Here is a 21457-nt window from a genome sequence, read left to right on the forward strand (position 1 = left end):
ATGATGTCGAAAGTACAAAGCCTGAAAGCCTTTCTAGGCCAAACCGGTCGGGTTGCCCTGGTCGAGGTGGCCGGCACCAAAGGCTCGACGCCACGCGAGAAGGGCGTCTTCATGCTCGTCTCGCAGGCTGGGCTTTTCGGGACCATTGGCGGTGGCCAGCTTGAGTTTATGGCCATCGACAAGGCGCGGGAAATGTTGAGCGCTTTGTCTTCTGACGTTGGCACCGCCCCTCATTGTCCTGCCGGACATTTCTCCCCGTATAGGGACGGGGAGAAAGGGGCTGGCCGCAACCTTGGCTCCCATATTGGAACGTCAACAATCGGCGAAACCATCGGTGCAGCCTCTTCTCCCCGTCACTATACGGGGAGAAGTGCCCGGCAGGGCGATGAGGGGCAGCGCGAGCCTGCTAAGACCGGCACCACGTTAGACATTCCTCTCGGCCCCGAAATTGGCCAGTGCTGCGGCGGGCGTGTCGAAGTGCTGATCCGTCTCGTCGATGCGAAGTTGGCGCAGGAACTGATTGCCGCCGCGGAAGCGGAAGAAGCCCACCTGCCGCGTGTCTACATCTTCGGCGGCGGCCATGTCGGCCAGGCACTAGCCACGGCGGTGTCGCTTCTTCCCGTGCATGGCGTCGTGATCGAGACGCGAGCCGAGGCGCTGGAGGGCATGCCCGAAACCGTCGAGACGCGGCTGACGCCGATGCCCGAGGCCGAGGTGCGAAACGCTCCGGCCGGCACGGCGTTCGCTATTCTGACGCACGATCACGCACTGGATTTCCTGATCGTCGCCGAAGCGCTGAAACGCGGCGATGCGGCCTATGTCGGCATGATCGGCTCGAAGACCAAGAAAGCGACGTTCAGGAACTGGTTCCTGAAATCGGCGGATGGCAGCGAAGCGGAATTTGCCCGTCTCGTCTCGCCGATCGGCGGCGACGCCGTTAGGGACAAGCGCCCGCAAGTCATCGCGGCGCTGGCCGCCGCCGAGATCATGACGGCTCTGGCCGTTCACGCCGCAGCGTCAAATGCCGACCAGCCCTATTTGCCGGCCAGCCCTATTTGCCGGCAAGAATATCGTTGATCAGCCGCTGGCAGCGCTCGGCCATGAAGTCGAGCAGCAGCCGCACCTTGGGGTCCTGCAGCTTCTTGTGCGGATAGACGGCTGCGAACTGCACCGGCGTCGGCGGCGTGTTGCTCAGGATCACCTTCAGCCGCCGGTCTCGGATGAACGGCTCGACCTCGAAGCGCGGCTTGTTGATGATGCCGCGGCCCGATAGCGCCCAGCCGGTCAGCACATCGCCATCGTCGGTGTCGTAGGGACCGTGCACTTCGAATTTCTGCGGGCCGGCCGGGGTTTGCAGCGTCCATACATATTCGCGCGCACCGGAATAGCGCAGCATCAGGCAGTCGTGCTTCTTGCCGATCAGCTCCTGCGGCTCGACCGGTTCGCCGCGCGCCTCCAGATACTTCGGCGCCGCCACCAGCACGCGTTCGCATTCCATTATGCCGCGCATCCTGAGACTGGAATCCTCGATGATGCCGAGCCGGAAGGCGACGTCGATCCCTTCCTTCATGATGTCGACATTGTGGTCCGAGAGCCTGAGCCGTACCTCGATATCAGGGTATTTGTCGTGGAAATCGGGAATGCCCGAGGCCACCAGCCGGCGGCCGAGGCCGAGTGGCGCCGTTACCCGGATGGTGCCTCGCGGCTGGCCGGAAAGTGCTGAAACCGCCGCCTCGGCCTCGGTGATCGCCTCCAGCACCTGCTTGGCGCCTGAATAAAAAACCGTGCCATGTTCGGTCGGCATCAATTGCCGTGTGGTGCGGTTGAACAGCCGCACGCCAAGATGCTTCTCCAGTTCCTTGATCCGGTTGGAGGCGACCGCCGGCGAAATGCGCATGTCGCGGCCCGCCGCCGACAGATTGCCGAGCTCGACGACGCGGACGAAGACGGCGATGTTGTCGAGATAGGCCATGCGGCGTTCCGTGGCTTTCATGCGGCTGCGTGGAACTACCCTAGTATTTTCCATTTTTTTTTGAAAGTCCTGGTGCGCCTCGCCTCTTTCCGTTTGCGCTCCAGCCCGTAAAGTCACCCAATCGGCAGGGACGACTTCAATGATGGATTTCGCGATTTTCTGGGACTGGCTGAACTTCGCCATGCGCTGGCTGCATGTCATCACCGGCATCGCCTGGATCGGCTCGTCGTTCTACTTCGTCGCGCTGGATCTCGGCTTGCGCCAGCGTCCGGGCATGCCCGCCGGTGCCTTCGGCGAGGAATGGCAGGTGCACGGCGGCGGGTTCTACCATGTCCAGAAATATCTGGTGGCGCCGGCCGAAATGCCCGAGCACCTGACCTGGTTCAAATGGGAATCCTACGCCACCTGGCTGTCCGGCTTCGCCATGCTGTGTGTCGTCTACTATGCCGGTGCCGATCTGTTCCTGATCGACCCCAACGTGCTGCCAATGTCGGTGCCGGTCGGCATCCTGCTGTCCCTGGCGACGATCGGCGTCGGCTGGGTGGTCTACGACCTGTTGTGCCGCTCGCCGCTTGGCAAAAGCGACACCGGCCTGATGCTGGTGCTCTACTGCGTGCTGGTGTTCATCGCCTGGGGGTTGACCCATCTGTTCACCGGCCGCGCCGCTTTCCTGCATCTGGGCGCCATTACCGCGACGATCATGTCGGCCAATGTCTTCATGGTCATCATTCCCAACCAGAAAATCGTCGTCGCCGACCTCATCGCCGGCCGCAAGCCCGATCCGAAATACGGCAAGATCGCCAAGCAGCGCTCGCTCCACAACAACTACCTGACGCTGCCGGTGCTGTTCCTGATGCTGTCGAACCATTATCCACTGGCCTTCGGCACCCAGTTCAACTGGGTCATCGCCTCGCTGGTGTTCATCATCGGCGTGCTGATCCGGCACTATTTCAACAGCATCCATGCGCGCAAGGGCAACCCGACCTGGACCTGGATGGCGGCGCTTGTGCTTTTCGTCATCATCATCTGGCTATCGACCGCGCCCAAGGTGCTGACAGGAGAGCCCCGGGAAGCCGCCTCGGCGCAAATCTATGTCGCCTCGTCGCATTTCCCGGCCGTGCGCGACACCGTGCTCGGTCGTTGCTCGATGTGCCATGCGCAGGAGCCGGTCTATGAAGGGATCTACCATGCGCCCAAGGGGGTGATGTTGGACACGGACGCCGATATCGCCAACCACGCCCGCGAGATCTATCTGCAGGCGGGCCGCAGCCACGCCATGCCGCCGGCCAATGTTTCGCAGATTACCGACAAGGAGCGGGCGCTGCTGGTGGCCTGGTTCGAAGGCGCGGGGAAATAGCATGACCTCGACACTTCTGCGCGGCCGCACGCTGTCCTTTGTGCGTTGGCCCGAGACCATCGACGACCACTCTGCCTGGCGTTACGAGGAGGATGGCGGTCTGCTGATCCGCGATGGCAGGATCGCCGCCGCCGGCGCCTATGCCGATGTCGAGAAACAGGCTGGAGAGGACGCAAAAAAAATCGACCACCGGCCGCATCTTCTGCTGCCGGGCTTCATCGATGCCCATGTGCATTTTCCGCAGATGCAGATCATCGCCTCCTATGGCGCCGAACTGCTCGACTGGCTCAACACCTACACTTTTCCGGAAGAGACGAAGTTCGCCAACGCGCAGCATGGCCGCCGCATTGCCCGGCTGTTCCTCGACGAAATGGTGCGCCACGGCACTACGACGGTTGTCGCCTATTGCTCGGTGCACAAGGCTTCCGCCGAAGCCTTCTTCGCCGAATCGCACGACCGCAACATGCTCAACATCGCCGGCAAGGTGATGATGGACCGCAATGCGCCCGACGGCGTGCTCGACACGCCTCAATCCGGCTATGACGATACTAAGGCGCTGATCGCGGAATGGCACGGCAAGGGCCGGCAGCACTATGCCATCACGCCACGCTTCGCCATCACTTCGTCGCCCGAACAGATGGAGATGGCCGGCGCGCTCTGCCGCGAACATGCCGACCTGCACATGCAGACGCATCTATCGGAAAACCACGCCGAGATCGCCTTCACCCAGGAACTCTATCCGCGGTCGCGCGACTACACCGACGTTTACGAACACTACGGGTTGTTGGGCAAGAAGAGCCTGTTCGGCCATTGCATCCATCTATCGGAGCGCGAGGCGGATGCGCTTTCGGACAGCGGCTCGGTGGCCGTGTTCTGCCCGACCTCGAACTTGTTCCTCGGCTCCGGCCTGTTCGATTACCAGCGCTACCGCAGGCGTGACAAAGCGCTTCGGATCGCGGCCGCCACAGATGTCGGCGGCGGCACCAACTACTCCATGCTGCGCACCATGGACGAGGGCTACAAGGTGATCGCGCTGAATGGCGAGAAGCTCAACCCGTTCCAGTCCTTCTGGCAGATGACACGCGGCAATGCCGAGGCGCTGTCGGTGGCGGAAAAGATCGGCACGCTGGACGAAGGCACCGATGCCGACATCGTCGTGCTCGACGCCAGGGCAACGCCGGCGATGCGGCTCAGGATGGAGACCGTCGAGACGCTGGCGCAGGAACTTTTTCTCCTCCAGACGCTGGGCGACGATCGCGCCGTGCGCGAGGTTTATATGGCGGGTCGGCCGGCCAAGACCGATCTAGCAATTTAGAACGCTACGGCGTTCCTTGCTTGACCAGGCGGCGGCCATCGGTCAAAGCGTGCAGCGAAGTTGACAGAGGAACGACATGGCCGTTGCCGAAGACATCGCTCTGATCAAGAGACAGGAAGAGACCCTTGTCTTCCCGGCCTTCGATGAGGCTGTCGCTTTCAAGATCGGTTCGGCCATCCGCGACCGGGCCCTCGCCGAAAACATGCCTGTTATCGTCGACATCAGGACCTTCGACCGGCCGCTGTTCTATGCCGCCATGCCGGGCTCGAACGCTTCCAATCCCGACTGGGCGCGGCGCAAGACCAACGTCGTCAAGCGGTTCCTTAAAAGCACCTACCGCATGGTGCTGGAACAGCAGCGCCCCGACCGCACTTTCAAGATCGGTGAAGGCCTGGATATTGCCGACTACGTGCTTGCTGGCGGCGGCTTTCCGGTTGCGGTCAAGGGCGTCGGCGTCATTGGCGTCATCGCCGTCTCCGGGCTGCCGGAGCGCGAGGATCACGGCGTGGTGGTCGATGCGATCTGCGATCATCTGGGCGCCGACAAGCGCACGCTGGTGCTGCCACCGGAAACAAAGTCGTGACGTTGGCGCTGCCCTGCAAGAACACGCGCGACGCTGATAGCGGCCAGATATGACCATTCTCGATCCCAAATCCTTCCTCATTTCCATCTTCAACGCAGCCGTCGCTGCCGCCGATCCCGAAAGAACCATCCGGGATCATTTGCCGGCCAAGCCCAAAGGCCGCACCATCGTCATAGGCGCGGGAAAAGGTTCGGCGCAGATGGCGGCGGCTTTCGAGAAAGTCTGGGACGGTCCGATCGAAGGACTGGTCGTCACCCGCTATGGCTATGGCGCGAAATGCAAGCGCATCGAGATCATCGAGGCGGCGCATCCGGTGCCTGACGCCAAAGGGCTCGAGGCCTCGCGCCGCCTGCTCGGGAAAGTCCAGGGCCTGACAGCGGATGATCTGGTCGTGGCGCTGATTTCCGGCGGTGGTTCGGCGCTGCTGCCATCGCCTGCCGATGGCCTGACGCTGGCGGATGAGATCGCCGTCAACGAGGCGCTGCTTGCGTCCGGCGCGCCGATCACGGCGATGAACACCATCCGCAAGCATGTCTCGACCATCAAGGGCGGCCGGCTGGCTGCCGCCGCCTGGCCGGCCAAGGTGGTGTCGCTGGTCGTTTCCGACATCCCCGGCGACAATCCGGCGCTGGTCGCCTCCGGTCCGACAGTGCCCGACACAGGCAGCCGCGAGGACGCGCTGGCGTCGATAGCAGCCTATGGCATGAACCTGCCGGCCCCGGTCATGGCGCACATCAATTCGCCGGCCGCCGATGCGCCAAGTCCGGGGAATAAGCGCTTTGCGCGCAACGAGGTGCATCTGATCGCCTCCGCCGGCGTCTCGCTCGAAGCCGCGGCAGCCGAAGCCAGGCGACAGGGCATAGAGGCCGTCATTCTCTCCGATGCCATCGAAGGCGAAGCGCGCGAGGTCGGCGGCGTGCATGCCGCCATCGCACGCGAAGTGGCGACACGCGATCGTCCGTTTCGCAAGCCGGTGCTGATCTTGTCGGGCGGCGAGACCACGGTGACGCTGCGTGCGAAGGGCAAAGGCGGCCGCAACTCGGAATTCCTGCTTGCCTTCGCCCTAGGCATCAACGGCACGCAAGGCGTTCACGCGCTGGCCGCCGATACCGACGGCATCGACGGTTCGCAAGACAATGCCGGCGCCTTCGCCGATGGCTCGACGGTGGCGCGCATGCGAGCGGCTGGGGCCGATGCCAAGGCGATGCTCGCCGGCAACAATGCCTGGAAGGCTTTCAACGCGGTTGGCGATCTGTTCGTTCCCGGTCCGACCGGCACGAATGTCAACGATCTCAGGGCGATCCTGATCCGGTAGGCGCTCGGATCAGGCGGCCATCAGTTGCTTCACCTGCTTCATGTCGTGCAGGAACCGCTCACGCTCGGCTTCCTTGTCCGCACGCTCGCGGATACGCAGAATGAAGGAGGGATGGATGGTAATGAACACACGCATGCCATCCGCACGCTCGATCGCCTGGCCGCGCATTTTCATCACCGGAACCGCCTTGCCCAGCAGCGACAATGCCGCTGTCGCGCCGAGCGCCACGGCCAGTTTCGGCTTGATCAGCTCGAACTCCTGGTCGAGCCACCAGCGGCACGCCTGAACCTCGCCGGCATTCGGCTTGGAGTGAATGCGCCGCTTGCCGCGCGGCTCGAACTTGAAATGCTTGACCGCGTTGGTGACGTAGACCTTCTGGCGGTCGACCCCGGCGTCATCCAGTATGGCGTCGAAGATCCTGCCCGCCGGGCCAACGAAGGGGGTGCCGGCGAGATCTTCCTGATCGCCGGGCTGCTCGCCGACGAAAATCACCCTGGCGCGGTCAGGTCCTTCGCCGAATACGGTCTGCGTCGCATCGCGCCACAAGGGGCAGCGGTGGCAAGCCTTCGCTACCTCGCGCAGCTCCGAAATCGAGGTGACGTCCGGCAACAGCTCGTCGGTCGGCCCGGAAACACGCCTGGCGGGCCTTTTCGCCTCATGCGGTTGGCCTGTCGTCACCATCATCCTGTCCTATCGGTTCTGACACTGAAATGGACGGGACGGACGATGGTTCCTCCGAGGTCTCAGACCTCGTGCAGATAGAGGTGATAGTCCAGTTCGCTGACCGTGCGCGCCACGCGCAGATATTCGGACTGCTTGATCGCCACGAAGGTGCGGTGCAGATCCTCGCCGAGCGCGCCCTTGAGGAAGCTGGATGCCCTGGCCGCTTCGATGGCGGCGCGCCAGTCGACCGGCATGGTCGTGCGCGTCACCGCTGCCTCATAGCCGTTTCCGGTCGTTTCGGGGCCGGGATCGAGGCCTTCGTCTAGGCCTTTGACGATACCGGCGAGCACCGTTGCCGCGATCAGATACGGATTGGCGTCGACGCCCGACGGCCGATGCTCGATGCGCCGGTTCCTGGCGTCGCCCGCCGGCACGCGCAGCGCCACCGACCGGTTGTTGACGCCCCAGCTCGGCGCCACCGGCGCATAGGATTGCGAGACGAAGCGTCGCCAGGAATTGGCGTGCGGCGCAAACACCAGCATCGATTCGGCCATCGTCTGGATCAGTCCGCCGAGACCGCGCAGCAGCGGCAACGACCAGCTTTCGCCGCCGGCCTCGGCAAAGACGTTCTTGCCCGCCTTGTCCTGGAGCGAGACGTGGAAATGCATGCCGGAACCAGCATATTTTTCGATCGGCTTGGCCATGAAGCAGGCGGTGACGCCATGGCGGCGCGCCTGCGCCCGCACCAGCCGCTTCAGCATGACCAGATCGTCGGCCGCCCGCATCACGTCCTTGCGGTAATTCAGCGTCAATTCGTACTGGCCGGGCGCATATTCGGAAATCACCGTCTCGGCCGGAATGCCTTGCGCTTTGGCTGCTGCATAGATGTCGGAGAACAGCGGCTCCATTCCGTGCAGATGGTCGACGGAATAGACCTCGGTCTTGCCCGAGATACGTCCGTCGAGCACGGCGCGCGCCGGCTGCACCTTGCCGTCGGCATCGCGCTCATTGGCAAGGAGAAAAAATTCGAGCTCGAAGGCGCCGGCCGGATAGAGACCCTTGGCCGCAAGGATGTCGACTTGTCGCGCCAGCGCCAGGCGCGGATCCGACGACATCGGCTGGCCGTCGAGGTGATACATCGCCATCAGGAGCTGGCCGCGCGGCGGGTTCGTGCCGTAGAGCGGCACCAGCGTGCCCGGGATCGGCCATGCCCTGAGATCGCCGTCGCCTGTGGTCCAGATCAGTCCGGTCTCGTGCACATCCTCGCCGGTGATGTCGAGGCCGAGGATCGAGATCGGCATATGCCGGCCGCCTTCGAAAATGCTTTTCAGCTCGTGCCGGCGCACGATCTTGCCACGGCCGACGCCATTGGCGTCGGTCAGCACGATATCGAAAGCTTCGATCTCGGGATGAGCGTCGAGAAAGGCTTGCGCCTCGGTGGGCGAAGACCCCGAAGGGGAGGTCACGATGGCGTTGTCCATGGCCGCTTGTCTCATGCCGCAAGCTTCGCCGCAACCGCAGCGAAGGCGGTGATCAGCCGGTTGACCTGAGCGCCTGTGGTCGCCGGCGAGATCAGCATCATGTTGTGAAACGGCGCGATCAGCACGCCGCGATTGACCAGCGCGACATGGATGGCCGCCTCCAGTTCCGGCGCATGCGCCACCTCCGCTTCGGCGCCGTTGCGCAAGGGGCCGGGTGCGCAGATGAACTCGACACGGGCACCGACGCGGGCAACATGCCAGGGCAGGCGGTAGCGGTCGATCACGCCGGTCAGCCCGGCATCGAGCCGCCGCGCAAGATGGTCCATGCGGTCATAATTCTCCGCCGTCATCACCTCTTCGAGCGTGGCGCGCATCGCCGCGAACTGGAGCGGATTGGCCGAGAGCGTCGTGCCCATGCCGGAATAACCGGGCTCTTTCGCTCTGTTGTAGGCGCCGTAGCGCGAGGCGACCTCGTCGCTCATGCCCCACACGCTTGCCGGCACGCCGCCGGCGATCGGCTTGCCCAGTACGAAAAAGTCCGGATCGAGCCCGTGTTTCCTGGTGTAGCCGCCGGGGCCGGTCGAGATCGTGTGCGTCTCGTCGATCAGGAGCAGTGTGCCGGTTTCGCGCGTCAGCTTGCGCAGCGCGTCGTGGAAACCAGGATCGGCCAGCACCATGCAGGAATTGGTCAGCACCGGCTCGGCGATGACGCAGGCGACATCCCCGTCCTTGAGCGCGGCTTCCAGCGCGGCAACGTCGTTGAATTCGATGACCTTCGCCGTTTTGGTCAGGTCGCGGAATTCGCCCGCCAGTCCCGGCCGGTTGACCGGCTTTCTGTCGATCAGCCGCACCATAGTCTCGTCGACGGAGCCGTGGTAACAGCCGTTGAAGACGAGAATCTTTTCCCGCCCGGTAATGGCGCGCGCAACGCGCAAGGCAAAGCGGTTGGCGTCGGTCGCCGTCGTCGCGATCTGCCAGAACGGCAGGCCGAAACGCTGTTCCAGCAACGGCCCGATGGCGAGCGCATCTTCCGAAGGCAGCATATAGGTCAGGCCGCGCCCCGCTTGGCGGCGGATCGCGCGTGCCACCGGCGGTGGCGAGTGGCCGAACATCGAACCGGTGTCGCCCAGGCAGAAATCGTCGAGCTTGATACCGTCGATGTCGGTGATGGTGGCGCCTTTGGCGCTGTCGACCAGGATCGGAAACGGCGTCGGCCAGTCGTTCATCCAGTGCATAGGCACGCCGCCGAAGAAACCCGGCAGGCCGTTGCCGGCCTTGGCCTGCGATTTCGGCCGCGCCTTGCGGAAGGCTGCCCCCTCGGTCTCGCGCAATTCGGCAATGCGGCCGCGGCCGATGCCGCCGATGGACGTCTGTGAAGTGCCGTTGCCGTGCATGAAAGCCCCCGTCGTCGGTCACTCTTAGCCAATGAGTGGCCGCAACCGCAATTGGCCGCGCGTCTACTCTGCGTTGGCTCAGACGGGAGTAGGGCAGTAGGGCAGTGTTCAGGCGCAGGTCTACTTTGCCCTTCCTACTGCCTTATTCCCTTACGCCGTGATGTCGATGACGCCGCAGTCGCCGGCAGCACTGCCGAAGGCGACGCGGCGTTCTTCCTTGTCCCACATCATCGAGGTGATGGCGCCCTTGCCCGGCCGGCGCAGCAGCACCTCCTTTGCGTCGGAAAACCGCACGGCCATCACCATGCCGTCATCATAGCCGACGGCGACGACATCCTGGCTCGGGTGGCAGGCGACTGATGTCACCATGGCGTTGCCGCGCGTGCCGAGCTCGAGCGGCGCTTTGCCCATCGGGCCGTCCTTGCCCGAAAACGGCCAGACGATCGCGGCCGGCGCGCCTGAACTCGCCAGCCATTTGCCTTTCACGCTCCACGACAGGCTTTTGACCTTGCCGGGATAGCCGCTCATGCGCATGTGCTTGCCGTCGGCCAACTTCCAGCCGTGCAGCGCGTTTTCCTGCATGGTGGTGACAACGAAGGCGCCATCGGGCGAGAAGGTGATGCCGGTATGGGCGCCGGCCCATTCCAGTTCGACCGGCTTGCCCTCGGCCGCCGGGAAATGCAGCGTCGCGCCATTGTAGCGAGCAACACCGAAACGCATGCCCTTGGGCGAGAAGGCCAGCCCCTCGACCGAACGCGGATGCACGAACTCCCTGGTCTTGCCGTCGGCAAAGCGCACGAAGGCGGTCTTGCCCGTCGCATAGGCGATAGCGCCTTGCGGCCCGGCGGTGACGCTGGTGATCCACTTCTTTCCGGTACTGGTCAGTTCGGTGGCCTCGCCCCCGGCCTTCACGGCAAACACCTTGCCGTCCTCGCCGCCAGTGATCAGCCGGTCGTTGGCGACATCATGGAAGGCGGCGAGCAACCCGTCATTGGCCTGCATTGTCTTGTGGCCATGATCGAGCCGGTGCACGGCGCCGTCGGCCAGCGCGAAATGCGGCACGTCACCGAGGAAGACGGCGGTGACGCAATGGCCTTCGAGATCAAGCGGGGCGACGGTTGGCATGGTTATCTTTGCTTGGCTGAACGGGATTGCAGACGCGGCTCGGGCTTACTCGACGTTTGCGGTTCCGGCAACCGTGCTGACAATCGGAGGGATCGGCATCCAAGGAGATCCAATCGCGCTGTTTCGCGATCATGGAGAACGTCACAGCGTGTTAGGCAACGTCGCCATCGCCTTGCGCAACTTGGCGTTGGGTTTGGGCGTGCGCCGCAGTAGATAAAGGATGCGCGCGAAATCGCGAGCAGATACCTTCACGGGCTCGGCCGCATCGATCGCGACCTGCTCGGTTTTGCCATCGGTAGATCTGGGCATCACCTGCTCCCCGCCGAACAACCACTACGCCTGGCAGGCGTCGAAGCTCTTCTTCAGCCGCTCGGCGTCGAGTTCGCGGCCGATGAACACCAGCCGGCTCTCATGTTTCTCACCGTCTTTCCAGGCGCGCTGGTGGTCGCCCTCGATGATCATGTGCACGCCCTGGATGACATAGCGCTCGTCGTCGCCCTTGAGCGCGATAATGCCTTTCAGCCGCAGGATGTTCGGGCCTTCCATCTGGGTGACCTTCTCGATCCAAGGGAAGAATTTCTTCGGATCCATCTCGCCGCCGCGCAGCGACACCGACTGCACCGTCACGTCATGGATGTCGGAAGGATGCGCGTGATGGTGGTGGTCGTGCCCGTCATGATCATGGTGGTGATCGTGGCCGTCATGGTCGTGGTCATGATGATCATGATCGTCATGCGCCTCGAGAAAATGCGGGTCGTTCTCCAGCGCCCTGGACAGGTCGAAGGCGCCACGGTCGAGCACTTCGGACAGGGCGACGCCGGCACGAGTGGTACGATGGATCCTTGCCGCCGGATTAATGGCGCGGATCGTCGCTTCGACCTTGGCGAGTTCTTCGGGGGTGACGAGGTCGGTCTTGTTGAGCACGACGACGTCGGCGAAGGCGATCTGGTCCTCGGCTTCCCTGGAATCCTTGAGCCGCAGCGGCAGATGCTTGGCGTCGACCAGCGCCACCACTGCGTCGAGCCTGGTCTTGGAGCGCACGTCGTCGTCCATGAAGAAGGTCTGCGCCACCGGCACCGGATCGGCGAGCCCAGTGGTCTCGACCACAATGGCGTCGAAGCGGCCCGGCCGGCGCATCAGGCCTTCGACGACACGGATCAGGTCGCCGCGCACCGTGCAGCAGACGCAGCCATTGTTCATCTCGTAGATTTCCTCGTCGGACTCCACGATCAGGTCGTTGTCGATGCCGATCTCGCCGAATTCATTGACGATGACGGCGTAACGCCTGCCGTGGTTTTCCGACAGGATGCGGTTCAGCAGCGTCGTCTTGCCGGCGCCGAGATAGCCGGTGAGAACGGTTACGGGGATCTGCGTCTGTGCGTCGCTCATGGCTTGCCTCGAAGTGACTGGGCCGCCAGAACGGCCCTCGGAAAAGGGATTGTCGGCTCCATATAGGATGTGCGTCGGGCTTTTGCACGAGGCAAACCGATGGTCCAAACAGGCTTGCCGACATTACCGAATTCATTGGCGAGAGCCGCCATCCTCGCCTAGATGAGAGAGCGGGAGGCAATGCGACGCCAATCGAGAGGCACGAAATGTCCGACAAGCCATCCTCCTTGCGTTGAGCCGGCGCAGCGCGCTTGGCTTTATAGCGGTGACCGCCAGCGGCGGTGTCTTCCTGCCGGCCGCGGCACCAGCCGCCCAGTCTTCGGCCACTCGATCTTCGCCCGCCAAGGCCTCGCCCTACGCCGGGCTGGCTTTGTTCGAATCCGGCGCCGGCATCTGTGCCATAACGCCCGAGGTGACCGAGGGACCGTTCTACTTCGACCCGAAGCTCGAACGTGCCGAAATTACCGAAGGCAAGAAGGGCATAGCCCTTGACGTCCGGCTGCAGGTCGTCGACGCGGCCTGCCACCCGCTCGCCGGCGTTCGCGTCGACATCTGGCATTGCGATGCACAAGGCGCCTATTCGGGCTACCCCGGACAAGGTGACGGCAGGGATGTCGACACGTCGGGTCAGACGTTTCTGCGCGGCTGGCAAAGGACTGACGCCAGCGGCATCGTTTCCTTCGACACCATCTATCCCGGCTGGTATCGCGGCCGAACCACTCATATCCACTTCAAGGTCTTCCCCGACGGCAATTCGGTGATGACCGGCCAGTTGTTTTTCCCCGACAGCCTCAGCGAGCAGATCTTCACCGCCGTCGCGCCCTACGATGACCGGCCCGCTATGACGTGACACCTCGAACGCCAGCGACGGCATCGCCAGCCAAGCCGGATCGCTGTCGCAGGCCGCACTGCGCGAGGTGGAGGACGCTTACCAGGCGCTGATGATTGTCGCGGTGAAGCCCGGCTGAAAGGTTCACGCTCGTGCTCGCCCGCGGCGAAAACCCCCAGCCGCGACAACTCGTTTGTCATCTAACTGAAATAAACATCTGGCATTAGCCACGGCGGACACCACAATGCTTGCCGGCAAAGCTGTTTGGGCGCCGGAAATCTTTTCTATCGTCGATTGCCAACCGGCCGGCTGCGTCTATGCTGTACGCACCGGTACGGCCGAAGAGGGATGACCATGGCCAAGGCGGACAAGACTGCGACAATGAGCCGGCTGCATTCGGCGGCAAGGCTGGCAAGAACGGCGCTGGCGGCGCGGCTTCTGGCGCACGGCTTCTATGCCGGCCAGGACCAGATCATGCTGGCGCTCGACCGCGAAGACGGCCAGACGCCGGGTAATCTTGCCGGTCGTCTCGGCGTGCGCCCGCCGACCATCACCAAAACCATCAACCGGCTGCAGGCGCAGGGTTTTCTGGAAAAGCGCGCCTCCGATTCCGATGCGCGCCAGGCGCACATCTTCCTCACCGATACCGGCCGCGAAACCATCCGCGCCATCGAGAAATCGGTGAAGAAGACCGAAAAGCAGGCGCTGAAAGGTCTCGACAAGAAGGATCAGAAGGCGCTGTTCAAGCTGCTGGCCCGCATCGAGGCCAACCTGTCGAACGAGGAACTGGTATTGATCGACGACGACGCCGAGTCGGACGACTGATCGTCGGCACGAGCGATCAGGCCGCCATAGCGGCCGGCCGGCCGACCAGCGAAGACCAGCGTCCCGGCGTCATGCCGAATGCCTTCTTGAACTGCCTGTTGAAATGGCTCTGGTCGCTGAAGCCTGTCTCGGCGGCGATCTGCGCCAACGGTTCCCCGGTCACGATCATCCGCCGCGCGCTCTGAAGCCGGCGCATCAGCAGGAAACGATGTGGGCTGGTGGAGAAGGCGGCGCGGAAATGCCGCGACAAGCCGTAACGGTCCAGCCCGGTAATCGCCTCCAGTTCGCCGGAACGCACCGGGCGAGTGAAGTTTTCCGTCAGATAGTCCCGCGCCAGCGCAGCCGCCCGCCATGCCGTCCTGGGCATCGGCTTTGCCGGCTGGCCGGCATGGTGGGCGAGGCCTTGCATCAATTGTGCGAGGAAGTCGGCCACGAACAGTTCATCGAGTTCCTGCTGCAAAGGCCCCAGCGCCGAAAGCAAAATCGTGCGCAAGCGTCCATCCGTCAGCACGGCATCCCCGACGAAGGGCAGCGACGCGCGGCCGAGGCAGTCGAGCATCATCGACGGTTCGAGATAAAGCATTCGGTAGCGCAGCCCATCCTCGGTGCCCGCGCCGCCGTCATGCAGTTCGTCGGGATGCAGCACGATGATCTGGCCAGGCAAGCTCTGGCGCGCAGCGCCGCGATAGCGAAATGTCTGCACGCCTCGTAGCGTCACTCCGATCGCATAGGTGTCGTGACGATGCAGGTCGAACGCGTTGCCGCGGAAGCGCGCCTCGATCCGCTCCATGCCGACAGGGTCGGGAGCGGAGATGATGCAGTTTTCCGCCGCATCAGCGCACAAACGTCCAAGACCCTCGAAGGCTTGGCTGCCTAGATCGTGCGGCATGTTCTCCTTCAGCCTCGCATTGGGGCGCAACCTCGAATTGGCCAGTGTCTCATGTTCGATACGAAATTTGCAATCGTGCTCAGGGATGATCTGCCGGTCTGGCAGAAGCTCAACGTCACCGCCTTCCTGACCAGCGGCATCGTCGCCCAGTTTCCCGATATCATCGGCGAGCCCTACCGCGACCGCGCCGGCAATCTCTACAATCCGCTATCGGTCCAGCCGGTTATCGTGCTGTCGGCCGACCAGGTCACGCTCGGCACGATCCACCGGCGCACGCTGGAGCGAGGCGTGATGACATCGCTCTACGTCGAGGAGATGTTCTCGACCGGATTTGACGCGGCCAACCGCGCCGTCTTCGCCGAAGTCGCGCCTGAAGACGCCAAGGTGGTCGGCATCGCGCTTCGCGGCGAGAAGAAGGTCGTCGACAAGATCACCAAGGGCGCCCGCATGCACGCCTAGCACCAGCAGACGGACTGAGCCTGCCGACAACTGTTGTTGTGCCAGCCGGCTCTGGCGTTTCGGCGGGCGACAATTGGCTTGCCGGCATGCAGCATTTCCCGCAAAGGTGGGCCTCAGCCCAGCTTTCCATCCGGCCTGCAAGTGAGTGCTTCCCAAAGATATCCAGAAAGCGCAACGCCCCCGGTGGCGATCCTGTGCATGCTTTCCACTTATGTCTTCTTCACCTTCCTCGACACCAGCAGCAAATATCTCGTCCTTGCCGGCATTTCGGCGCTGATCGTCGCTTGGGTGCGTTTTGCCGTGCATGTCGTACTGGTAGGCGCGCTGCTGCGCGGCTGGCGCGAACCGGCGCGGTTTCGCCCGGTCAACCTGCCGGCGCATATCCTGCGCGGTGTATTCCTGTTCGGGTCGACCATGTTCAACGTTTTGGCGTTGCGATCCCTGCAATTGGCCGAGACGACCTCGATCTATTTCTTCGGGCCGATGGTGATAACGGCCCTCGCCGGGCCGCTGCTCGGCGAATGGGCCGGTTGGCGGCGCTGGCTGGCGATCCTGGCCGCCTTTGCCGGCGTCCTGATCATCACCCGGCCAGGCGTCGGGGTCTTCGGCGTCGGGCACCTTTTCGCGCTCGGCTCGATGCTGTCGAACTGCTTCTACGTCATCATGACGCGCCGCATGTCGACGACCGAGACCTCGGAGAGCCTCATCCTGTTTTCGGCGTTGGCGCCGGCGGTGCTGCTTTTGCCCTTGCTGCCGTTTTCGGTTTCGGTGCCGCATGACGGCTGGCACTGGTTCGTCCTGCTCATGCTTGGCGTGTTCGGCGTCGTCGGCCACTGGCTTCTGGTCCAGGCCTATCGGCTGGCAACGACCACCGCACTGGCGCCCTATCCCTATTCGCAGATGGTGTGGATGATCCTTTCCGGCTGGGTCGTGTTCGAGCAGTTTCCCGACCGCTGGACTTTGGTCGGCGCCGCCATCATCGTCGCCAGCGGCCTCTACATCGTCCATCGCGAGCATCGGCTTCGGCTGCGCAGCCGCGCGGCCTCGGATGTCGAGGCGCAAGCGCTGGCAAAAAAACTTTGATTTGGCCTCGATCGATGGCATAAGGCCGCCCTTAAACAGTTTAAAAAAACGACGGGGAGCGAAGGCTGGCACAGAAGATCAAGCTGTCGACGATCGCGGACGCGCTCGGCGTATCCACGGCCACGGTGTCACTGGCGTTGCGCGACAGTCCGCTCGTGGCGGGCTTGACGCGCGACCGCATTAAGGAACATGCCCGCGCCATCGGCTATATCTATAACCGCCGCGCCGCCAGCCTGCGCACCTCGCGCTCTGGCATCGTCGGCGTGGTCGTGCATGACATCATGAACCCGTTCTTCGCCGAGATCCTGCGCTCGATCGAAAGCGAGCTCGACCGCAGCCGGCAGACCTTCATCCTGTCCAACCACTACGACCAGCTCGAGAAGCAGCGCACCTTCATCGACACGCTTTTGCAGCTCGGCGCCGATGGCGTCATCATGTCGCCGGCCATCGGCACACCGGCGTCCGACATCCTGATGGCCGAGGAGAACGGCTTGCCGGCGGTGCTGATCGCCCGCACCGTCGAAGGCGCCGACGTGCCGGTCTTTCGCGGCGACGACGCCTACGGCACCGGGCTCGCCACCAACCATCTGATCTCGCTTGGCCATAAGCGCATCGCCATGATCGGTGGCACCGACCAGACCTCCACCGGCCGCGACCGCTACCAGGGCTATGTCAACGCCATGGAGGCGGCCGGCCTTGAAGTCAGGCCGGCCTGGCGCATCGCCGGCCCGCGCACCAAGCAGGCCGGTTTTGAAGCCGCCGGGCAGTTCCTGGCGCTGAAGGACAGGCCGACGGCCGCCTGCTGCTGGAACGACCTCGTTGCCATCGGGCTGATGAACGGCATTGCACGTGCCGGCCTCGTGCCGGGCGTCGACATCTCCGTCACCGGCTATGACGATCTCGAAGAAGCGGCCATCGCCACCCCGGCGCTGACCACCGTCTGGAACGGCCAGCGCGAAGTTGGCCGCCGCGCCGCCAGCGCGCTGCTCGACAAGCTTAACGGGCAGACGGTGCGGCCCTCGCAGGAATTGATCAAGCCGGAACTGCATGTGCGCCAGTCGACCGGCAAGCCGGTGGAGCGTGCATGACCAAGGCCGAACAACTGCAAACCGTCGCAATTCTGGTGCCGGGCGATTTCAATGATCATGCGATCGCCCGCATCGACCGCACATTCAGGCGTGTCGGGATCGAGCGCGCCGATCCGGCGCTGGTCACCGATGAAATGCGCCGTGACGTACGTGGCATCGCGTCGTTTGCCGGCATCAACGCTGCGATGATGGATGCACTGCCCAATCTCGAACTTATCGCCTCTTTCGGCGTCGGTTATGATTCGGTCGATGTCGGCCATGCCGCCGCGAAGAACATCATGGTCACCAACACGCCGGACGTGCTGACCGAGGAGGTCGCCGACACCGCGATCGGGCTGCTGATCAACACCGTCCGCGACCTGCCGCGCGCCGAGACCTGGCTCCGCGACGGCAGTTGGGCGCGCAAGGGCAACTATCCGCTGAGCCGGCTGACCTTGCGCGGTCGCAGCGTCGGCATTTTCGGCATGGGCCGCATCGGGCAAGCCATTGCCCGCCGGCTGGAAGCCTTTGGCTTGCCGGTTTCCTACCACAACCGGCGCCGTGTCGAAGGTCTTTCCTACCAATACCATTCGACGCTGAAGGGCCTTGCCGAGGCGGTCGATACACTGATTTCGGTGGCGCCCGGCGGCGCCTCGACGGAGAAGGCCGTCAACGCCGAAATCCTGTCGGCGCTTGGCGCCAACGGCGTTTTCGTCAATATCGGCCGCGGCAGTACGGTCGACGAGCCGGCGCTTGCGGCAGCGCTGGCCGACGGCACCATCGCTGCTGCCGGACTCGATGTCTTTGCCGACGAACCGAACGTTCCCAAGACCCTGCTCGACGCGCCGAACACTTCGCTGTTGCCGCATGTCGGCTCGGCGTCGGAGCATACACGCCGCGCCATGGCGGATCTCTGCGTCGACAATCTGGTCTCCTGGTTCAGCGAACGCCGGCCGCTGACGCCGGTGCCGGAGACGGCGAATGTAAAGGCCAGCGTCATTCCAGGAAAAGTGTGAAACGGTTTTCCGTTCTGATTTCCGTCAAGGCAAAGAGATCGAGCGGTTCTGCGGCTTGAGCCGCGGGTTGCCACGCTTGTTAACTTCAGCTTAACCCTTTGAAATCATTTTTCATCCTACCCGTGTAGTGGATGAAGATCAGGATGAGGACACTTTCCGCATTGATCGCCGCAATCGCGCTGTTCGGCGGCGTTCAGCTGTTTCATGACGGCAGTGGTGAAGGTGCTGCCGATGAGGCAGCACCGCCTAACACCTACAGGTTGGCGGCCAATGGCGACGAGGCGGCGTGCGCGGTCAGCCGGGGCACCGAAATTTCCGATGGCTTGTCGCTGCTCACCCTGGCTCCGACATGCCGCCGGCTACTGCCCGGCATCGAGCAGGCGAAATTCTGGCGCGAACAAAACGACGGCACGGTCGCCTTCAGTGCCAACGGCGTCGATCCGATCGTCACCTTCGCGGTTGCCGACGGCGAAGGCTACGAATCCTATGCGCCGGCGCTGCCGCTGCTGTCGCTGGCGGCCACCGGTGACTTGAGGGATTGATTATTCCGCTGCGGCGCGCGCGCCGGCCTTGGCCGCCGCGTGCAGCCGCACCGCATCGCCGAAGGCACCGAAAATCTTGGCCGAGTTGCTGTCCGAATTGACCCAATATTCCGGATGCCATTGCACGCCGACGGCGAAGGCGCGGGAGTTGCGCACCGAAACCGCCTCGACCGTGCCGTCGCCGGCAACCGCCTCGATCTGCAGCTTCGGGCCGAGCCGGTCGATTGCCTGGCGGTGCAGCGAGTTGACCTTGATGTCGCCAGCACCGAACACGCCGGCCAGACAACTGCCTGGCTTGATCGAAATGGTCTGGTGGATGGCGAAGCGTTCGTCCTGTTTGTCACTCACCGGCGCGCGGTGGTCGAGCGAACCCTCTCGCTCCTGGATCTCGGTGCCCAGCGTGCCGCCCAACGCCACGTTCATCTCCTGGATGCCGCGGCAGATGGCGAGCAGCGGCACACCGCGCTCGATCGCCCGACGGATCAGCGGCAGCGTGGTGGCGTCGCGCGCCGGATCGTAGGGGCCATTGGCCTCGCTGGCGTCGCCGCCGTAGAGCGAGGGGTGCACATTGGATTTGGAGCCCGTCACCATGACGCCGTCGACCGACGACAGGAGTTCGTCAAAGTCGAGCCTGTCGCCGAACGAGGGCACCAGCAGCGGGAAAACGCCCGCACCCGCGATCGCCGCTTCCAGATATTGCTGCGGAGCTGCATGCCAGGTGTAGTTGTCGAACTGACGGACGTCGGTCGATATGGCGACGAGCGGTTGATGCATTTTGGCTCTGTTTTCCATCTGGGCAAGAAATGTCCTGCCTTCAAAATAGGCGATCCCTAGGCATTTTTCCATGCCAAGTTTCGGCATGTCGCATGGGCCAGCAAACGTCTTGTTAGACTATAGTTGCAGGGTCGCATGGCGTGCCCATCAAATCCGGCCGCTGTGCTGGACTCGACTTCTTGCCCGTGTATTGTTTCGCTAAGCCGATACGGGAACAGAGGATTCCCGGAGTTCGGTCAGTGATCCAAAAAGGGAGGAACTGCATGGATCGTCGTTCATTCATTCGCAAGGCCGGCGTCACCGGTGTCGGTGCTGCGGCAGCGGCGGCCACGCTTGCCGCACCCGCCATTGCCCAATCCAATCCCAAGGTGACGTGGCGGCTTGCGTCATCCTTCCCAAAGTCGCTCGACACCATTTATGGCGGCGCCGAAGTGTTCTCCAAGATGCTGTCGGAAGCCACCGACGGCAACTTCCAGATCCAGGTGTTCGCAGCCGGCGAACTTGTCCCTGGCCTGCAGGCCGCCGACGCCACCACGGCCGGCACGGTCGAGGCCTGCCACACGGTGGCATATTATTACTGGGGCAAGGACCCGACATGGGCGCTCGGGGCCGCGGTTCCTTTCTCGCTCAACGCACGCGGCATGAACGCCTGGCACTACCATGGCGGCGGCATCGACCTGTTCAACGAGTTTCTCGCCACGCAGGGCCTTTTCGGCCTGCCGGGCGGCAACACCGGCGTGCAGATGGGCGGTTGGTTCCGCAAGGAGATCAACACGGTCGCCGACCTCGCCGGCCTCAAGATGCGCATCGGCGGCTTTGCCGGCAAAGTGGTGCAGAGGCTCGGTGTCGTGCCGCAGCAGATCGCCGGCGGCGACATCTATCCGGCGCTGGAAAAAGGCACCATCGACGCCGCCGAATGGGTCGGTCCCTATGACGACGAGAAGCTCGGCTTCTACAAGGTCGCGCCCTATTACTACTATCCCGGCTGGTGGGAAGGCGGCCCGACCGTCCATCTGATGTTCAACAAGGCGAAATATGAGGAGCTTTCGCCGACCTACAAGTCGCTTCTACGCACCGCCGCCCAGGCCGCCGATGCCAACATGCTGCAGAAGTATGATTACCTGAACCCTCCGGCGGTGAAACGGTTGGTGGCCGGCGGCGCCAAACTGCGGCCGTTCAGCCAGGACATCATGGCCGCCTGCTTCGAGAAGGCGAACGAGGTCTATGCCGAAATGGAAGCCTCCAACGCGCCTTTCAAGAAGATCTGGGATTCGATCAAGGGCTTCCGCAAGGAGCACTATCTCTGGGCTCAGGTAGCCGAGTACAACTACGACACCTTCATGATGGTCCAACAGCGCAACGGCAAGCTCTAGGCTCTG

At 63.4% G+C, this 21457-nt stretch carries 22 protein-coding genes; 13 read left to right on the forward strand and 9 right to left on the reverse strand.

Annotated elements, in window-relative coordinates:
* Window positions 1-1077, forward strand: coding sequence for a xanthine dehydrogenase accessory protein XdhC (xdhC, locus tag NKI49_RS03675; RefSeq protein ID WP_352600138.1), 1077 nt, complete (start codon window positions 1-3; stop codon window positions 1075-1077).
* Here the strand turns inward: xdhC and NKI49_RS03680 are convergent.
* Complete coding sequence (locus NKI49_RS03680) at window positions 1052-1972, reverse strand: LysR family transcriptional regulator (RefSeq protein WP_352600140.1); 921 nt, start codon at window positions 1970-1972, stop codon at window positions 1052-1054. The two genes, xdhC and NKI49_RS03680, sit on opposite strands and share 26 nt — an antisense overlap.
* A 139-nt stretch (window positions 1973-2111) precedes the next feature.
* On the opposite strand from NKI49_RS03680, the gene NKI49_RS03685 reads away from it, so the two are divergent.
* The 4 genes from NKI49_RS03685 (at window position 2112) to NKI49_RS03700 (ending at window position 6542) form a co-directional block, all read left to right on the forward strand.
* A complete protein-coding gene (locus tag NKI49_RS03685; protein WP_352599888.1) occupies window positions 2112-3329 on the forward strand; it encodes a urate hydroxylase PuuD in 1218 nt (405 codons plus the stop codon).
* A 1-nt stretch (window position 3330) separates the two neighbouring features.
* Window positions 3331-4644: a guanine deaminase gene (guaD, locus tag NKI49_RS03690; RefSeq protein WP_352599891.1), complete on the forward strand. Its 1314-nt coding sequence runs from the start codon at window positions 3331-3333 to the stop codon at window positions 4642-4644.
* Between the two features lie 76 nt (window positions 4645-4720).
* The gene (locus NKI49_RS03695) at window positions 4721-5227 is read left to right on the forward strand and encodes a heme-degrading domain-containing protein (protein ID WP_352599893.1); all 507 of its coding nucleotides are present in this window, start codon (window positions 4721-4723) and stop codon (window positions 5225-5227) included.
* Window positions 5228-5276: 49 nt separating this feature from the next.
* Entirely contained in the window at window positions 5277-6542 is a 1266-nt protein-coding gene (locus NKI49_RS03700; RefSeq protein WP_352599895.1) for a glycerate kinase type-2 family protein, read from the forward strand.
* Between the two features lie 9 nt (window positions 6543-6551).
* Here the strand turns inward: NKI49_RS03700 and NKI49_RS03705 are convergent, their stop codons facing one another.
* From NKI49_RS03705 to NKI49_RS03730, 6 genes are all read right to left on the reverse strand, one after another.
* Window positions 6552-7223: a UdgX family uracil-DNA binding protein gene (locus tag NKI49_RS03705; protein ID WP_352599897.1), complete on the reverse strand. Its 672-nt coding sequence runs from the start codon at window positions 7221-7223 to the stop codon at window positions 6552-6554.
* A 62-nt stretch (window positions 7224-7285) separates the two neighbouring features.
* The gene (locus NKI49_RS03710; RefSeq protein ID WP_352599899.1) at window positions 7286-8686 is read right to left on the reverse strand and encodes a glutamine synthetase family protein; all 1401 of its coding nucleotides are present in this window, start codon (window positions 8684-8686) and stop codon (window positions 7286-7288) included.
* A gap of 11 nt (window positions 8687-8697) precedes the next feature.
* A complete protein-coding gene (locus tag NKI49_RS03715) occupies window positions 8698-10080 on the reverse strand; it encodes an aspartate aminotransferase family protein (protein WP_352599901.1) in 1383 nt (460 codons plus the stop codon).
* A gap of 150 nt (window positions 10081-10230) precedes the next feature.
* The gene (locus NKI49_RS03720; protein ID WP_352599904.1) at window positions 10231-11205 is read right to left on the reverse strand and encodes a WD40 repeat domain-containing protein; all 975 of its coding nucleotides are present in this window, start codon (window positions 11203-11205) and stop codon (window positions 10231-10233) included.
* A gap of 141 nt (window positions 11206-11346) precedes the next feature.
* Window positions 11347-11535 (reverse strand): type II toxin -antitoxin system TacA 1-like antitoxin, encoded by a 189-nt coding sequence (locus NKI49_RS03725; RefSeq protein ID WP_352599906.1) that lies wholly within the window; start codon window positions 11533-11535, stop codon window positions 11347-11349.
* Window positions 11536-11538: 3 nt separating this feature from the next.
* Window positions 11539-12594, reverse strand: coding sequence for a CobW family GTP-binding protein (locus NKI49_RS03730; RefSeq protein WP_352599908.1), 1056 nt, complete (start codon window positions 12592-12594; stop codon window positions 11539-11541).
* A 265-nt stretch (window positions 12595-12859) separates the two neighbouring features.
* Here NKI49_RS03730 and NKI49_RS03735 point away from each other — a divergent pair, with 265 nt between their 5' ends.
* Together NKI49_RS03735 and NKI49_RS03740 are read left to right on the forward strand one after the other, a co-directional pair.
* A complete protein-coding gene (locus NKI49_RS03735; RefSeq protein ID WP_352599910.1) occupies window positions 12860-13444 on the forward strand; it encodes an intradiol ring-cleavage dioxygenase in 585 nt (194 codons plus the stop codon).
* Between the two features lie 333 nt (window positions 13445-13777).
* Window positions 13778-14248 carry a MarR family winged helix-turn-helix transcriptional regulator gene (locus tag NKI49_RS03740; RefSeq protein WP_015314298.1) on the forward strand — a complete coding sequence of 157 codons (471 nt, stop codon included), beginning with the start codon at window positions 13778-13780 and terminating at the stop codon, window positions 14246-14248.
* A gap of 16 nt (window positions 14249-14264) precedes the next feature.
* Here the strand turns inward: NKI49_RS03740 and NKI49_RS03745 are convergent, their stop codons facing one another.
* Window positions 14265-15137, reverse strand: a complete 873-nt coding sequence (locus NKI49_RS03745) for an AraC family transcriptional regulator (RefSeq protein WP_352599913.1) — start codon at window positions 15135-15137, stop codon at window positions 14265-14267.
* Window positions 15138-15188: 51 nt separating this feature from the next.
* On the opposite strand from NKI49_RS03745, the gene NKI49_RS03750 reads away from it, so the two are divergent.
* The 5 genes from NKI49_RS03750 to NKI49_RS03770 all read left to right on the forward strand — a co-directional run bounded on the left by NKI49_RS03750 (window position 15189) and on the right by NKI49_RS03770 (window position 19304).
* Window positions 15189-15596 (forward strand): DUF2000 family protein, encoded by a 408-nt coding sequence (locus tag NKI49_RS03750; protein ID WP_352599915.1) that lies wholly within the window; start codon window positions 15189-15191, stop codon window positions 15594-15596.
* Window positions 15597-15794: 198 nt separating this feature from the next.
* Window positions 15795-16679 carry a DMT family transporter gene (locus NKI49_RS03755; protein ID WP_352599917.1) on the forward strand — a complete coding sequence of 295 codons (885 nt, stop codon included), beginning with the start codon at window positions 15795-15797 and terminating at the stop codon, window positions 16677-16679.
* A gap of 65 nt (window positions 16680-16744) precedes the next feature.
* Entirely contained in the window at window positions 16745-17767 is a 1023-nt protein-coding gene (locus NKI49_RS03760) for a LacI family DNA-binding transcriptional regulator (protein WP_352600142.1), read from the forward strand.
* Window positions 17764-18762: a 2-hydroxyacid dehydrogenase gene (locus tag NKI49_RS03765; protein WP_352599919.1), complete on the forward strand. Its 999-nt coding sequence runs from the start codon at window positions 17764-17766 to the stop codon at window positions 18760-18762. The genes NKI49_RS03760 and NKI49_RS03765 overlap by 4 nt, the downstream gene beginning before the upstream one ends.
* 143 nt (window positions 18763-18905) lie before the next feature.
* The gene (locus NKI49_RS03770) at window positions 18906-19304 is read left to right on the forward strand and encodes a hypothetical protein (RefSeq protein ID WP_352599921.1); all 399 of its coding nucleotides are present in this window, start codon (window positions 18906-18908) and stop codon (window positions 19302-19304) included.
* Here the strand turns inward: NKI49_RS03770 and NKI49_RS03775 are convergent, their stop codons facing one another.
* A complete protein-coding gene (locus tag NKI49_RS03775; RefSeq protein WP_352599923.1) occupies window positions 19305-20078 on the reverse strand; it encodes a gamma-glutamyl-gamma-aminobutyrate hydrolase family protein in 774 nt (257 codons plus the stop codon). It abuts the gene before it with no gap.
* A 263-nt stretch (window positions 20079-20341) separates the two neighbouring features.
* On the opposite strand from NKI49_RS03775, the gene NKI49_RS03780 reads away from it, so the two are divergent.
* Window positions 20342-21451: a TRAP transporter substrate-binding protein gene (locus tag NKI49_RS03780; protein ID WP_352599925.1), complete on the forward strand. Its 1110-nt coding sequence runs from the start codon at window positions 20342-20344 to the stop codon at window positions 21449-21451.
* The last annotated feature ends 6 nt before the right edge of the window (window positions 21452-21457 follow it).

The sequence above is a fragment of the Mesorhizobium sp. M0587 genome, from assembly GCF_040320945.1.
Classification (GTDB): domain Bacteria; phylum Pseudomonadota; class Alphaproteobacteria; order Rhizobiales; family Rhizobiaceae; genus Mesorhizobium.

Coding starts and splice junctions, on each gene's coding strand:
- xdhC (WP_352600138.1), top strand. CDS start 1: ATGATGTCGAAAGTACAAAGCCTGAAAGCCTTTCTAGGCCAAACCGGT.
- NKI49_RS03680 (WP_352600140.1), bottom strand. CDS start 1,972: ATGGCCTATCTCGACAACATCGCCGTCTTCGTCCGCGTCGTCGAGCTC.
- NKI49_RS03685 (WP_352599888.1), top strand. CDS start 2,112: ATGATGGATTTCGCGATTTTCTGGGACTGGCTGAACTTCGCCATGCGC.
- guaD (WP_352599891.1), top strand. CDS start 3,331: ATGACCTCGACACTTCTGCGCGGCCGCACGCTGTCCTTTGTGCGTTGG.
- NKI49_RS03695 (WP_352599893.1), top strand. CDS start 4,721: ATGGCCGTTGCCGAAGACATCGCTCTGATCAAGAGACAGGAAGAGACC.
- NKI49_RS03700 (WP_352599895.1), top strand. CDS start 5,277: ATGACCATTCTCGATCCCAAATCCTTCCTCATTTCCATCTTCAACGCA.
- NKI49_RS03705 (WP_352599897.1), bottom strand. CDS start 7,223: ATGGTGACGACAGGCCAACCGCATGAGGCGAAAAGGCCCGCCAGGCGT.
- NKI49_RS03710 (WP_352599899.1), bottom strand. CDS start 8,686: ATGGACAACGCCATCGTGACCTCCCCTTCGGGGTCTTCGCCCACCGAG.
- NKI49_RS03715 (WP_352599901.1), bottom strand. CDS start 10,080: ATGCACGGCAACGGCACTTCACAGACGTCCATCGGCGGCATCGGCCGC.
- NKI49_RS03720 (WP_352599904.1), bottom strand. CDS start 11,205: ATGCCAACCGTCGCCCCGCTTGATCTCGAAGGCCATTGCGTCACCGCC.
- NKI49_RS03730 (WP_352599908.1), bottom strand. CDS start 12,594: ATGAGCGACGCACAGACGCAGATCCCCGTAACCGTTCTCACCGGCTAT.
- NKI49_RS03740 (WP_015314298.1), top strand. CDS start 13,778: ATGGCCAAGGCGGACAAGACTGCGACAATGAGCCGGCTGCATTCGGCG.
- NKI49_RS03745 (WP_352599913.1), bottom strand. CDS start 15,137: ATGCCGCACGATCTAGGCAGCCAAGCCTTCGAGGGTCTTGGACGTTTG.
- NKI49_RS03750 (WP_352599915.1), top strand. CDS start 15,189: ATGTTCGATACGAAATTTGCAATCGTGCTCAGGGATGATCTGCCGGTC.
- NKI49_RS03755 (WP_352599917.1), top strand. CDS start 15,795: ATGCTTTCCACTTATGTCTTCTTCACCTTCCTCGACACCAGCAGCAAA.
- NKI49_RS03765 (WP_352599919.1), top strand. CDS start 17,764: ATGACCAAGGCCGAACAACTGCAAACCGTCGCAATTCTGGTGCCGGGC.
- NKI49_RS03770 (WP_352599921.1), top strand. CDS start 18,906: ATGAGGACACTTTCCGCATTGATCGCCGCAATCGCGCTGTTCGGCGGC.
- NKI49_RS03775 (WP_352599923.1), bottom strand. CDS start 20,078: ATGCATCAACCGCTCGTCGCCATATCGACCGACGTCCGTCAGTTCGAC.
- NKI49_RS03780 (WP_352599925.1), top strand. CDS start 20,342: ATGGATCGTCGTTCATTCATTCGCAAGGCCGGCGTCACCGGTGTCGGT.